Raw genomic sequence first — 13412 nt, forward strand, 5'->3', positions numbered from 1 at the left:
CATCTTCTACGGGTCGGCATTCCAAACGCGAGGGTCTCCCATGAAGTACCTCTGTCTCGCCTATGAGGAAGAGCAAATATTCAGCGAAATGACGGAAGCCCAGTGGCATGAGCTACTACAGGAAACCCTAGATTATGTGGACGACCTGCAGAAACGAGGCAAGCTGGTCCTGACCAACGCCTTGCAGAGCGCTACCAAGGCTCACACTCTGAGAGTTCGTCATGACGAACTCACCATGACCGATGGGCCCTTTGCCGAGACCAAGGAGCAGCTAGGCGGTTTCTTCCTGATCGAGGTCGCGTCAGAAGAGGAAGCCCTGGAGATTGCTGCCGGCTGGCCGTCAGCGCGACTTGGCACCATCGAGGTGAGGCCCGTCGAGGAGGAATTGAGACTCGCAAGCCGCTACTGAGCGGGTGGTTGGTGAGTGTCTAGCCGCTCGAAGAGACGTCGATAGGCGGCCTGGCTCGGCTATGCTGCATGAGTCATGGAGCGATTGAAGGAGGCAGCATGAAGGAGTTGGCACTGCACGGTATGCGTTACCTGGGCCTGACGCTGCTGCTGGCGCTGGCGGGCCAGGCGCTGGCAGCCGAAGTGAACTGGCCGCGAATGACCGAATCGGCAGACGGCGTACCGATCGCCTATGAGGTTCACGGCAGCGGCGAACCCACGCTGGTGTTCATCCACGGCTGGAGCTGCGACGGACGCTACTGGCGCGGGCAGGTGCCGTACTTCTCGCAGCAACATCGGGTGGTGACCATCGATCTCGCCGGTCACGGCCATTCCGGCCAGGAGCGTGAAGACTTCACCATGCCGGCCTTCGGCGAGGACGTCAAAGCGGTGCTGGAGGAGTTGGACGTGGAACAGGCCCTGCTGATCGGGCACTCCATGGGCGGAACGGTCGCCGTGGAAGCGGCACGCCTCATGCCGGAGCGCGTCATCGGGATCGTGGGCGTCGACACCTTCCACAACGTGGCGGAGGAAATCACCGAGGCCCAGATCGACGAAATGCTGGGGCCGATCCAGCAGGATTTCGTCCCGGCCACCCGCCACTTCGTCGCCTCGATGTTCGTGGAAGAGACCGATGCCAGCCTGCGCGACTGGATCGTGCAGGACATGGCGGCAGCGCCGCCTCAGGTGGCTACCAGCGCCATGCAGGACATGTTTACCCGACATGTCGAGGGCGAAGCAGCGCAGCACTTCGAGGAGCTGACGGTACCGGTAGTCGCCATCAACGCCGACCTGTGGCCAACCGACGTCGAAGCCAACCGGCAGCTGCTGCCCGAATTCGACGCCGTGATCGTGGAAGGCAGCGACCACTTCCTGCACATGGCCCGGCCCGCGGCATTCAACCGGGAGCTGGACCGGGTAATCGGCACGCCGCCATGACAGGAAAGGTCTGAACTGGCCGGCTGGCAGAGTGGCATTGCGCCGCCCCCATAGGTACAATTTCCTGTACGTACCAATTTCTGTACAGGAGAATGCGAATGGAAGCCATCAGCTACACGGCCGCCCGCACCCATCTGGCCAAGACCATGCAGCAGGTCTGTGATGACCATGCTCCGGTGATCATCACCCGCAGCAAGGCCGACTCCGTAGTGATGATGTCATTGGAGGACTACGAAGCCCTTCAGGAAACCGCTTACCTGCTGCGTTCGCCGAAGAATGCCCGCCGCCTGCTCGAGTCCATTGCCCAACTGGAAGATGACCAGGGCCAAGAGCGGGAGCTCATCGAGGAATGAAGCTGACATTCTCCGAGCAAGCCTGGGAGGAGTATCTCTACTGGCAGAAGACCGACAAGAAGGTACTCCGCAGGATCAATCAGCTCATCAAGGAGATCCAACGCTCCCCCTTCGAAGGAATCGGCAAGCCGGAACCCCTCAAGCACGGCCTGGCAGGCTACTGGTCACGGCGAATCAATGACGAGCACCGTATCGTTTATAAGGTGACGGAGAATGCGCTGCTGATTGCGCAACTGCGGTATCACTATTGATAAAATTGAGATGCAGCTCATCCAGCGCAATTGCCAGATTGAGCAACAAAGTGACGTGCCAACTCACGTGTTAGACAAACTGTCTGCTTGAAGCTTGGCGCGAATTGCTCAAGTGAATATGGTGGTATTCCCATCTCGTCTTTTCGTCCATACCCACCAGCATGGACGACAGGATTTCTTAGCACTTCGTAAATTACCTCGCCGAGCTTACCACGATCTATTTTTCCTTTTAGACTTTTCAGTCCATAGACATCATCACCTTCAGGAAAGGCCGTGCAATATGCTTGATGCAATAACTCATGTGGCAGCGACTTTACATCCATTAATAAATTTTTTAATGCAGCAAGATCACTACCTCTCCCTAACCCGTGGCGACGGGCCTCGTATTCTAACACTTGATAGAATCCCAATGCTTGTGCATGTGGGCGCTCCGCCTCAAGTGCGCGGCGGTAAAGGGAGTCATGAACCCACGAGCAGCCACCATCGGAATTGACGTAGTGATCAGCACGCTCCTCTTGATAATTTGGCATAGACCCCCGGGCGCGGAGCCTGGACTCGACATTATCTTTATTCCATTTAAACACATAGGCGTCAGCCTGCTGCAGCAAGAACGCCCCTATGCTCTCTCTACCCAATCGTTTTATTCGACTCTCGGACACAAATAAGTAAATTGCTTTGGGGAGCTCCTTAAACGAATAGATGGCCTGACGAGTAAGCTGAGGGCGAAGGCTCCCGAGATTAGGTGCAATCACTCCATAAGACTCAAGCCCATAACAAAAAACAAGCCCCTCCAAAACCTCAACTCCCCCAAGAGGCAAACGAAAGAGGATTAAATCTTCTCCTACTTTCAGCCCCACACCGTTTCCTCCTGACTAATAAGCAGTTTTTTATTTCCTTTTTGGGATAACTGGATTTGCTTGAGAAGCGCCTCGGCGGAATTCTCACCGCTGAACAGTTCGGGGTTGGCCGCGCGCCACTCAGCGGTCAGCTCTCCGCGAAAGGCCTTGGCGAGAATGGACTGGGTGAGCTTGTCAACGCGGGCCTGGGCGTTCTTAACCTGCTGCTCTATCTGGTCGGCGAAGGCAAAGAGCTGATCAACGCGGCGGACGATTTCGGCCTGTTCCTCCAATGGCGGCAAATTAATGGGCATTTTCTTCATTGAACCAACATTGAAATGCTGTTGCGCCACTCCAACCTTATTAACCAAAATATTTCTCTGTGCAATCTCAGAATTCATGAAGATACAGCCAAAATCGGAGATCAGCTCACTTGATGGCCTTGCTATCACCAGATCTGAACAGTTTGCAATGCCAAGTGACTCTGGAATCACACAAGTTGTCCCTGGTGCGCCAGATCGAACGATTGCGAGATCGCCAGGCTCTAATCTCGACTTATAGATTTCCCTGTGAAACCCCTCGGATATATAAAGCAGGTTTACTGGAGAAAACCGAAAAGCCCTAACATTCTGCGAGCGAAGAAATGGTATGCCGTTATCCTCGTAACGATCAGCCATTCGCCCTACATAGCCAACAGTAATTTCCTTGCAAATCTTTGAAAAAACGATTTCCCTCCATGAGCTAAGACCACCCCCAAGTTTTGTTCGCCACTCCTCCGTCAGCTTCCCACTCACCGCCGCTGCCAGCACCGACTCCCGAAACCGCTTGAGGATAGCGGGGATGGCATCCAGGCGAGCTTTCAGATTATTGACCTGAGCCAGTAGCTCATCCAGCTTATCAGCGATGATCTTTTGCTCTTCCTGAGGTGCGAGAACAAACAGGGCGGCTTTTCCTTCCTTGGTTCCCAAGCGAGGCATGTTGACGCCATACCCCACTTCATTGACATAGGAGAGGAAGTCCAACGACTTCAGCCAGTAGAAAAGGTATCGATTATCCAGGTGAGGGCGTGCGTCAAGCGGTACGATTTCGGTAGTGCAAACTCCATCCCGGTCAGCAATCACGACCTTTTCAAGGTAGGGACGCAGCTTGCCATAGAGAACATCCCCCTTCTTGAAGCGGTTCTTGGTGCTCTTGAACTGGCGCTCGCTGAAATTCAGGCGCTGTATAATTCTCGAGGAGGATTTCTCGATATCCTCCAGTTCGAGCACCCAGGTATCGTCACCAACCTGCTCACGGGTCGCCTTTTCCGCCTTGCCATACTCCACAACCTGACCAAGCGTGGTTTCCACCCACCCCTCCGGCAACACCCGCTCGCTCATGCCTTCACCTCTTCGCTTGCGGCGTCATCCCCAAGCCCCAGCGCGTCGGCCAGCAGCCGCTTCTGTGCTGCGGCCTCGTCCTGGCTGCCGAGGGCGGCCATCAGTCCGTCAAGTTCGCGCAGCGCTTCAGTCAGCTCGCTCATGGCCTCGGCGGCGAGCACGTCGGGTTCGGGCAGGTTCTCGGCGGCGAGGCTGTCGGCGTCCTTGAGCCAGGTGATATCCAGCGAGTCGCCCTTGGTGTCGCGGATCCACTCGCGGCTGAACTTGCGCCAGCGGGAGGTCTGCAACTTATTGTCTACTCCAGCGTTCGCATCATCGGTGCCGGCAGCCCGGTCGGCTTCTATCTCCTCGGCGCCGAAGCTCCAGTCGCCCTCCTCCCGCGCAGCGAGCTGCTCGGCCAAGGTATCGCTGCCCGCCGGGTTGTAGCACTGTTCGAAGGGCTTGAGGTGGGCCTCGGTAAAGGGGGTGCGCTTGCCGAAGCTCGGCATGTTGGTGCGCAGATCAAAGACCCATACGCTGTCGGTGCAGCCCTCGTCCTGATGCGGGTTCTCGGCGGTACCACGAGTGAAGAAGAGCACGTTGGTCTTCACGCCCTGGGCGTAGAAGATGCCGGTGGGCAGGCGCAGGATGGTGTGCAGGTGGCACTTCTCCATCAGGTCGCGACGAATCTCGGTGCCCTGCCCCGCCTCGAACAGCACGTTGTCGGGCAACACTACGGCAGCGCGGCCGCCGGGCTTGAGCCCGCGGTAGATATGCTGCAGGAAGGCGAGCTGCTTGTTGCTGGTGCGGAACGTGAGGTCGTCGCGGGTGATGCTGGCCTCGCCGCCCTTGGCGGTGCCGAAGGGCGGATTGGCGAGGATCACGTCGGCGCGGGGCAGCGCCTTGCCGGCCTCGCCCAGGGCGTTGCCCAGGTGCACCACGCCTTCGTCGTCACCTTCCATGCCGTGCAGCAAACAGTTCATCAGCGCCAGCCGCCGAGTGCCCGGCACCAGTTCGATGCCGACGAAGGCCTTGAGCTTCTGGAAAGCCTGGGCCTTGGCGTCGAGGTCGAAGTGATCATCTGTCTGCTGCTTGATATAGGCGTCGGCGGCAATCAGGAAGCCTGCCGTACCGGCGGCAGGGTCCTGTATCGTCTCGCCATGCCGGGGACGGATGCAGCGCACCATGGCGTTGATCAGCGCCCGGGGCGTGAAGTACTGGCCGGCACCGGACTTGGTCTCGTTGGCGTTCTTTTCCAGCAGCCCTTCGTAGAGATCACCCAGGCCGTCCCGCTGGGCGCTGAACCAGTCGATGCGGTCCAGGTCGCGGATCAGCTGTTCCAGGTGACGCGGCTCCCTCAGCCGGGTCTGGGCATCCGTGTAGATGGCGGCAATCAGCCGGTCTTCGCTCTTCGAGAGGTCGAGCAGCATCTGCTTATAGTAGTTGAGCAGCTCCAGGCCCGAGCGGCTGGTCAGCTGCGGCCATCGGGCCCACTCCGGCAGCGCATGGGCGTTGAGCAGCCCGGCCTGGGTGTTCTCGTACTCCATCTTGATGAACAGCAGCAACACCAGCTCGGTGACGTAGTCGGAGTAGTTGATGCCGTCGTCGCGCAGTACGTCGCAGAGGTTCCACAGCTTCTGGACGATGTCATTCTGGGTCATGAGGGGTCCTGATTGAGAATATCGATATAGGCACGGTAGGCGTAGATTCGATTACGCTTTTGCCCGGTAAGCTCATTGACGATCCCGAGCTCTTTTTCCAAGGCGTTGAGCAGCTTGCCGACCGTCGCGGGTGTCAGGCCCGTGCGCTGACATAAATGACTGATGTTGGCGATGGGCTGCTGGAATAACGCATCCAGCAAGAGGCCTGCCGAGCCGGCCTGGCGGCCAAGCCCTGCCAGGCGGGCCTTGTCCTGCTCCCGCAGTTGGTTGAGCTGCTGGGCGGTAGCCACTGCCTGAGTGGCCGTATGGGCAACGGCATCCACGAAGAAAAGCAGCCAGGCCTCCCAGTCGCCGGTTACTCGTACCTGCTGTAGCCGCTCGTAGTAGGTCTGCCGATGCTGCTTGAAGAATACCGAGAGATAAAGCAGTGGCTCCTTGAGAATGCCGGCCTCTACCAGAATCAACGGAATCAGCAGGCGCCCCAGGCGCCCATTGCCATCCATGAAGGGATGGATGGTCACGAACTGCACATGGGTCAGGGCGGCCTTGACCAGCGGGTCCGTCGCCTCGGGAATGTCGTTGATGAAGCGCTCGAGCGCCGCCCAGCATTCGGCAAGATGCTGAGGCGGCGGCGGAACGAAAACCGCCTCATCTGGGCGATGCCCCCCCAGCCACACCTGGTTGCTGCGAAACGCTCCCGGCCCCCGGTGTATACCGCGCCCCGAGGTCATGAGTGCGGTGTGCATCTCCATGACCAGTCGATGGCTGATGGGAAATCCCTCACGTATGCGCTGCACGCCGAGCGTCAGCGCATTCACGTAGCAGGAGACTTCCTGCACATCATCCATGGGCACGCCCGGCATGCCCTCCATCTCGTAGAGCATCAGGTCGCTGAGAGAGGACTGGGTGCCCTCGATTTGCGACGACATGACAGCTTCCTTGCGCACATAGCTGTAGAGGAACAGCGAGGCTTCAGGCAGTAGGGTGCTGATGGCATCAAGGCGTCCAAGCGAGAGCATGGCGTGGTTGATGCGCTGCTGTAGCTTGCCATCCAGCGTCAGGGGCGGCTGGGGTGGAAGCGGATCAGGCAAGAACGCCTGGCAGCGCACCCCACCAGCAATGCTGTCTACATAGTGGCCTGTCAGCCCGCGATCCATGGATTCACCTGGGGTTCGATTAAAATAAGGATGCGGCTTATTTTAATTTGTAGCTGAAAATAAAATAAGACCCTGCGCTATTTTACTTTCGCGCTCTCCTTGCCTGCCGATATGTCGACACCATCGACACGTTCCGGGAACATGTCGAAAAAATCGCGTTTCGTGAACATGTCACGGCGACATGTCGATGGCATGGACACGTCAGCTCGCTTCCCATAGCGAGTCGTTGAGGGCATCCAGCACCTCATCGAGATGGTTGCCGAGCACGGCGTCGAGCTGCTTCAGGCCACCGTGATCGGCGAAGCGCTGGTTGATGAAGGCCCGGTCGAGCACCACTTCATGAGTGAGCTGCCTGGCCAGGCGGTCGAGCCATTTGCGCTGGCTGGGCGTCCAGGGATGCAGTGCATAGATGCGCTGCATGGCCTCGCGTACCCGCTGCTCGAAAGGAATCAGCGCCTCGCCCAGGGCGGCACGGCGGATGTGACCGACGATGCTGGCCGCGATCTCCTGGTTGGTTGCGTTGCGCCAGGCGCTTTCCAGAGCGGCTTCACTGTAGCCGGCGCCGTCCAGCAGCAGGCGCACTTCCTTGAGGGTTTCGCGAGTGAGGTCACGGGGACGATTGACCACCACACTCAGCGCCACTGATTCGTTCAACTGGTTCTTGATGAAGTCATCGAAGCTCTCCAGATAGTCGGCGGGTTTCTCGTGTACACCGTAGCTCTGGCTACGCTCGAGCAGTTCGTCCTTGCCCTCGTAGACCAAAGGCATGCGCTCGCTGCCGATCAGCTGCTTCACCTCAACTACCTGGGCCAGCAGTCCGGCATGTTGGCGCAGGAAGTCGGCAGCGGGCTTGGGGCCGAGTTCGTGCAGGTGCTTATGCAGTTTCTGCGGCGCCACGCCCCAGCTCTCTTCGAGCTGCTCCAGAAGTTGGCGAACGTCCTCACGGCTCTCGGCACGCTTGCCGGCCTTGCGCATCACCCGCATCAGCTTCTGGCTGAGCTGATCGAGCAGATCGTCGGCGTGGCTGAACCCTTCCCGTTCGCCAGGCACTTCCAGAGCGCGCTCCAGTTGCTCAGGATCGATGAGTTCATCGTGAAGCTGCTCCAGCGTGATACCGGGATCCTTCACCAGCGGCTGCATGGTGTTGACGGCTGCCAGCGCGGCGTAGATATCCACCGGGTCATAGATGAAGAACACGGTTTTGCCAATCTCGTCGCAGCGGCGCGTGGCGCGGCCGATCATCTGCTCGTAGAGGATGCGCGACTTCACCCGGCGCAGGAACACCAGATGACAGATTGGCGGCACGTCGATGCCGGTGGTGAGAAGGTCTACGGTAATGGCAATGTTGGGGTACTTGTCGTTTTTATAGCGGCGGATCAACTCATCCACCTTGTCGGCCTTGCCGGTGATCTTGGCCACCGCTGCCTGCTTGTAGGCGTCGCCGTACTTGGCGTAAAACGCTTCGTCCAGCAGCCGCTTGACCATGTCGGCATGCAGGTCGGTAGCGCAGAAGATCAGTGACTTCTCTTCGCCAAAGGGGTCGAGCTCCTCGGCGAGCTGCGCACAGATGACCTCATTGAAACCCGGGGTGATCACACGACGGTTGAAGGCCTCGACCTCGAAATCGAGTTCATCCTCGAGTTCGGCACTTTCCACCTCGCCGGTACGTGCATCGACGACACTCACCGCTTCACCCTTGGCAAAGTGGATGCCGTGGCGACTGAGCAACGTCTCGTAACGGATCGGCGGCTCGTGATCGATCAGCCAGTCGTCCGCCACCGCCTCGCGATAGGAGTAGGTGAATACCGGGCGGCCGAAGATCTCGCTGGTATGCTTCGCCGGGGTCGCGGTGAGCCCGATGCGCACGGCATCGAAGTGCTCCAGAACCTGACGGTATCGCGAGAGGTACTGGCCGGTGTCACGGGTTGCAAGCTCGCCTTCGGTCATTTCCTGATCCAGGGTATAGCCGCGGTGAGCCTCATCGACGATGATGCAATCGAAGGTGTCCACTGGTGGCGGCTCATCGGCCATGAAGAGGCGTCGTGACATGGCTTGCACGGTAGCCACTTGCACGCGAGTCTCGGCCTCGGCGGCCATGTCGCCAAGCGTGGCCACGTTGTAGATCTGCGAGAGTGTGTGGTTCTGCTCCAGAGGCGCCTCGTCGAAGGCATCCATCGCCTGCTTGCCCAGGGCGTTGCGGTCGACCAGGAACAGGATTCTGCGGAAACGTTCAGTCTTGAGGAAACGGTAAATCAGACCAATGACGGTACGGGTCTTGCCGGTCCCGGTGGCCATGGCCAGCAGGGCTCGCTGCTCTCCTTCCTGCAAAGCTCCTTCCACGGCGTGAATGGCCCGCTCCTGATAATCTCGCAGCCGCAGGTAGCCAAAACCCTCTTCGCGCAGCCGCTGCTCTGCCTGGGCGCGACTTCGCTTCAGGCGGTCGAGCAGACCTTCGGGACTATGAAAATGCGGTAGCGCCCGCGCCAGATTGCCAGCCTCACGCACGTCGCGAAACCAGATGCCTGATTTCTCGGCAAGCTGCGGCAGGTAAGGTCGGCCGTTGCAGGAGAAAACGAAGGGCACGTAAAAGTGGCCATCCCCCTCATCAGGCCACGCAATAGTGCGCCCTTCCCGCTCCCAGGCCGGCTCGAACGCCCCCTTCGGCGTAAAAGCCCCGGTGAAGCCTCGTGAATAGCGCTCGGCTTGCCCTAACTTGCCGGCTACATCGATGTTCTGGCGCTTGGCCTCCACTACGCCGATGGGGACTAGGCCATGGAACAGCACATAATCGGCACGCTGGCCGTTGGGAAGTTCCCACTCGGCGATGGCCAGGTAACGATTCGCTTCGGGGCGCACGCCCTTCTTCCAGGACAGCACCTGCGTATCGGCTTCCCAGCCGGACTCCCGAAGCTGCTGGTCGATCAGTAGACGAGTTAGCTCTTCATCCAGCCCCAACTGGACGTTGAGCGCCCGGTTCGCCTGGCCGATGCGGCGGCGCATCGCCTTGGGTGGTTCACTCTCGGCTCCCTCTCGGGCCTGTTCAGCCAGGCGCCGCTGAAACTCCCGCTCGCGTCGCTCTAGTTCGGTCTGATGGGCTCGTGACTGCTCAGCCAAGGCCCGTGCTTCCTCGTCCATGGCCTCGGCCAGCTCGGCGTACTCCCGCTTTTCCCGGGCTTCCAGCTCGGCTAACTTGCGCTGAGCATCAGCCTGCTCAGTAGCACTGGCCAATTCGCCTTGCAGGCGCTCCATTTCGGCCTGAAGCTCACGTAACTCTGCACTGGGGTCTGCTGGTGGCGTGAAGGCGCCAGGTTTGAAGTCGGGGTCGGCGAAAGCGCGGTGGAACCATACGGCAAGATTACGAGCGATCTTGAGCCCCTGGATTGCCTCGCGGTGCTGGGTGCGAAACTGGTGAGTCGCCTTGTTACCCTCGATACGCAGGGTATGAAAGAGTTCGCGCACCGTGGGGTCGAGTCCCAGCGCGGTATCTATGCGGTAAAGCAGATCGCGCTGGCTCACGCGCTCATCTAGTTCGAGACCAAGACGAGCCGCAATATCCTGGGCCATGGCTTCGCCGAGCTGGCGCAGCTTGATCAGGGTGGTATTGGGATCATGGCTGAAAGCACGCTCTGCGCTGGCCGCAAGCTCCAGGAAGATTGGGTCGTGCTCACCGAGAAAGTAAAAATTTCCGCCACTATGGCTGCGCGTATCTTGTCCCTGCATGCGTATCCCCGATCCCGTGCCATAGCCTGCTCTACCGGCAGCTTGTTACTGGCTCTTTACGTAGACTGCCATCAATTCGGCTTAGGAACCAGTGCCACTACTACGCGGCCGGCGGCGCTTCGCTCTGAGCAACCAGAGTAGGTTGGAACTCCTCGACCGGCACCGGTCGGCCGAACAGGTAGCCCTGGTACTGGTGGCATCCCAACCCGGCAAGCAGGTCACGCTGCATCTCGGTCTCGACGCCCTCGGCGATGACGCCCAGCTCCAGACTCTGTGCCAGGGCGACGATGGCGGCGGCAATAGGGGTGGATTGGGTGTCACGGCTAAGGTCACGGACGAAGGCAATGTCGATCTTCAAGGTGTCCAGCGGCAGCGCCTTGAGATAAACCATGGAAGAGTAGCCGGTGCCGAAGTCGTCCAGTGCGAAGCTGACGCCGATGCGCCGCAGCAGCGACATCTTCTCGATAGTACCTTCCGGGTCCTTGAGCAGCAGCGACTCGGTGAGCTCGAGGGTCAGCCTGCCCGGCGCCACCGCGTGTCGATAGAACGCCGAGAGCACCTGGTCGACGAAGTCAGGCTGCTGGAACTGGCGCACGCTGACGTTCAAGGAGAGCTTGAGATCGCTGAATTCGGAACGGTGCCGCCACTCCCCCAACAGACGGCAGCCCTCCTGGAGGACCCAACTGCCCAAGGGCAGGATCAACCCGCTCTCTTCCGCCAGCGGAATGAACTCCCCTGGCGAGACGAAACCCCGAACAGGATGCTGCCACCGCACCAACGCTTCTGCACCGATGACGTGCCGGTCGGCATTGACCTGGGGCTGAAGGTGCAATCGCAACTCACCGTTGTCGATGGCATGTCGCAGCTCACGCTCGAGCGATAGCCTCGCCTCCCGCTCCTGCTCCAGTTCCGGGCGAAACAGCTGAGGAACCGCATCGCGCTGCCGCTTGGCCTCGAGGAGCGCCAGACCGGCACGCTTGAACAGCATTGCTGGTGTATTGCCATCGTGAGGATTGAACACCAGCATGCCGACACTGAATCGGCAGGGGTAGGTATGGCCGTGCAAAAGGTAGTCGGCTGAGAGCGACGCCAGCACACGTTCGGTAATCCCGCGTGCTTCACGACCGGCGGCAGATCTGTGGGTGGCATTCAAGCGCGCCAGGAGAGCGAATTCGTTACCGTCCAGGCGAGCGACATGAAGATCGTCATTAGCCCAATGGCGCAGACGTGTCGCCAATTGGCGCAGCAGCTCATCGCCAATATCCTGCCCCAAGCTGTCGTTGAGGATCTTGAATCGGTCGATGTCGAACAACACCAGCAGCGACAAGGCCGTTGCGCTATCCGGATGACGTTCACACCCATTCAACCGCTCCTGAAGCGCACGCCGATTGGGTAACTCGGTCAGGGTGTCATGGTAGGCGAGGTAGCGTATCCGTTGTTGAGCCTCCTGCTCAGCGGAGCGATCGGAGATCAACGCAACATAATCCCGCTCATCGCTATCGGCATAGGTCACTCGGCTGACGCTGAGCCAGGCTGGGAAGCGCCTTCCATTGCTGTGCAGGGCTTCGATCATGCCACTCCACTCCCCTTTCTCCGAGAGCTCCCTGAGCAGCGTTTCCTTGAATACCTCGCTGTTGGCGGCAAAGACGAGCTTCCACGCCGACTGATCCATAGCCCGTGCCATGTCCCAGCCAAGCATTTTCTCGAGAGCGGCGTTGCTGAGCCGAATGCGCGCCTGATCGTCCAGTAGCGCAACGCCGTCGTGAAGTGCGGACAGGACCTCGACGAGCCGTCGTCGTGTCATGTGCTCGTGCTGCTCGCTGACATGAAGCCGCCGCTGTGCCTGCGCTGCCACCACGGTGAGCAAGGCAACCAGAACGACACAGCCCCCAATGAGATAAATGAGCCAGTGCGATTCCGCTGTTGGCGGTGGCAAAGCCGCACCTGGATGAGGGACGAACCAGGCAGCGCGCATAGCCACGTAGTGCATGCTGCAAATGGCCAGGGAAACGAACAAGGCGCTGATCAGGGCGCAGGTCTTGGCCCGCCGCATGCCCCACTCCCGATGGCATAGGCGATACGCATAAGCGGTAGCGACACCAAGACCGACTGCCACGAAAAGCGAGAGGAGAAACAGCCAGAACTCGTGATAGAGCGAAGCCGGCATGCGCATGGCGGCCATGCCGGTGTAGTGCATCGTGCCGATCCCCAGCCCCAGGCTGGTGCCGGCCAGTATCAGTCCTCGGTGAGTTGAGGTCTCACGCGAGAGTAGCAAGATGGCCACCAGACTCCCCGCCACGGCGGGCACGATGGATAAGAGCGTCAGGATCGGGTCATGCTGCACGGGGAAGGCAAGCCGATAGGCATGCATACCGGTAAAGTGCATGCTCCATACACCCAACCCCATGATGCCGGCCCCAGCGACCAGCCAAAGCCTGCGCCACCCAGCGTGCTTGGCCTTGCTGACCAGCTTGATGAGATCCAGGCCGGCATAGGAGGCCGCCAGCGCGATCGCCAAGGACACCAGCACAAGAGGGAGATGATGCTCCCCTTGCACAGCGTCCAGGGCATGCGGATCAAAGAAAAGGTTGGGCAGTATGGTCATGAACTCTTCTTCGGCATGGTGGTGGCCTTCTTGAGGGTGTCAGCGAGTTCACGTTGAAAAAATGTTTATCTACCAACCAAAAAAG

10 protein-coding genes are annotated in these 13412 nt (G+C 59.5%); 4 read left to right on the plus strand and 6 right to left on the minus strand.

Annotation, left to right across the window (positions count from 1 at the left end; translation table 11 throughout):
• Positions 1 to 40 precede the first annotated feature (40 nt).
• The 4 genes from HOP53_RS08230 to HOP53_RS08245 all read left to right on the plus strand — a co-directional run bounded on the left by HOP53_RS08230 (position 41) and on the right by HOP53_RS08245 (position 1990).
• Positions 41 to 409 carry a YciI family protein gene (locus HOP53_RS08230; RefSeq protein ID WP_234269564.1) on the plus strand — a complete coding sequence of 123 codons (369 nt, stop codon included), beginning with the start codon at positions 41 to 43 and terminating at the stop codon, positions 407 to 409.
• 98 nt (positions 410 to 507) lie between these two features.
• Positions 508 to 1386 carry an alpha/beta fold hydrolase gene (locus HOP53_RS08235; RefSeq protein ID WP_234269565.1) on the plus strand — a complete coding sequence of 293 codons (879 nt, stop codon included), beginning with the start codon at positions 508 to 510 and terminating at the stop codon, positions 1384 to 1386.
• 98 nt (positions 1387 to 1484) lie between these two features.
• Positions 1485 to 1739, plus strand: coding sequence for a type II toxin-antitoxin system Phd/YefM family antitoxin (locus HOP53_RS08240; RefSeq protein ID WP_234269566.1), 255 nt, complete (start codon positions 1485 to 1487; stop codon positions 1737 to 1739).
• A complete protein-coding gene (locus HOP53_RS08245; RefSeq protein WP_234269567.1) occupies positions 1736 to 1990 on the plus strand; it encodes a Txe/YoeB family addiction module toxin in 255 nt (84 codons plus the stop codon). Before HOP53_RS08240 ends, HOP53_RS08245 begins: the two co-directional genes overlap by 4 nt.
• A 17-nt stretch (positions 1991 to 2007) precedes the next feature.
• On the opposite strand, the gene mauJ is transcribed toward HOP53_RS08245, so the two are convergent.
• From mauJ to HOP53_RS08275, 6 genes are all read right to left on the minus strand, one after another.
• Positions 2008 to 2847 (minus strand): methylamine utilization protein MauJ, encoded by an 840-nt coding sequence (mauJ, locus tag HOP53_RS08250; protein WP_234269568.1) that lies wholly within the window; start codon positions 2845 to 2847, stop codon positions 2008 to 2010.
• Entirely contained in the window at positions 2838 to 4205 is a 1368-nt protein-coding gene (locus HOP53_RS08255) for a restriction endonuclease subunit S (protein WP_234269569.1), read from the minus strand. The genes mauJ and HOP53_RS08255 overlap by 10 nt, the downstream gene beginning before the upstream one ends.
• Entirely contained in the window at positions 4202 to 5845 is a 1644-nt protein-coding gene (locus HOP53_RS08260; RefSeq protein WP_234269570.1) for a class I SAM-dependent DNA methyltransferase, read from the minus strand. Before HOP53_RS08260 ends, HOP53_RS08255 begins: the two co-directional genes overlap by 4 nt.
• Positions 5842 to 7002 (minus strand): Fic family protein, encoded by a 1161-nt coding sequence (locus HOP53_RS08265; RefSeq protein WP_234269571.1) that lies wholly within the window; start codon positions 7000 to 7002, stop codon positions 5842 to 5844. Before HOP53_RS08265 ends, HOP53_RS08260 begins: the two co-directional genes overlap by 4 nt.
• A gap of 201 nt (positions 7003 to 7203) precedes the next feature.
• Positions 7204 to 10722: a type I restriction-modification system endonuclease gene (gene hsdR / locus HOP53_RS08270; RefSeq protein ID WP_234269572.1), complete on the minus strand. Its 3519-nt coding sequence runs from the start codon at positions 10720 to 10722 to the stop codon at positions 7204 to 7206.
• A gap of 100 nt (positions 10723 to 10822) precedes the next feature.
• A complete protein-coding gene (locus HOP53_RS08275) occupies positions 10823 to 13327 on the minus strand; it encodes an EAL domain-containing protein (RefSeq protein WP_234269573.1) in 2505 nt (834 codons plus the stop codon).
• Between the last annotated feature and the right edge of the window lie 85 nt (positions 13328 to 13412).

The sequence above is a fragment of the Billgrantia ethanolica genome, from assembly GCF_021404305.1.
GTDB lineage: Bacteria > Pseudomonadota > Gammaproteobacteria > Pseudomonadales > Halomonadaceae > Halomonas > Halomonas ethanolica.

Coding starts and splice junctions, on each gene's coding strand:
- HOP53_RS08230 (WP_234269564.1), top strand. CDS start 41: ATGAAGTACCTCTGTCTCGCCTATGAGGAAGAGCAAATATTCAGCGAA.
- HOP53_RS08245 (WP_234269567.1), top strand. CDS start 1,736: ATGAAGCTGACATTCTCCGAGCAAGCCTGGGAGGAGTATCTCTACTGG.
- HOP53_RS08265 (WP_234269571.1), bottom strand. CDS start 7,002: ATGGATCGCGGGCTGACAGGCCACTATGTAGACAGCATTGCTGGTGGG.
- HOP53_RS08255 (WP_234269569.1), bottom strand. CDS start 4,205: ATGAGCGAGCGGGTGTTGCCGGAGGGGTGGGTGGAAACCACGCTTGGT.
- HOP53_RS08235 (WP_234269565.1), top strand. CDS start 508: ATGAAGGAGTTGGCACTGCACGGTATGCGTTACCTGGGCCTGACGCTG.
- HOP53_RS08275 (WP_234269573.1), bottom strand. CDS start 13,327: ATGACCATACTGCCCAACCTTTTCTTTGATCCGCATGCCCTGGACGCT.
- HOP53_RS08260 (WP_234269570.1), bottom strand. CDS start 5,845: ATGACCCAGAATGACATCGTCCAGAAGCTGTGGAACCTCTGCGACGTA.
- hsdR (WP_234269572.1), bottom strand. CDS start 10,722: ATGCAGGGACAAGATACGCGCAGCCATAGTGGCGGAAATTTTTACTTT.
- HOP53_RS08240 (WP_234269566.1), top strand. CDS start 1,485: ATGGAAGCCATCAGCTACACGGCCGCCCGCACCCATCTGGCCAAGACC.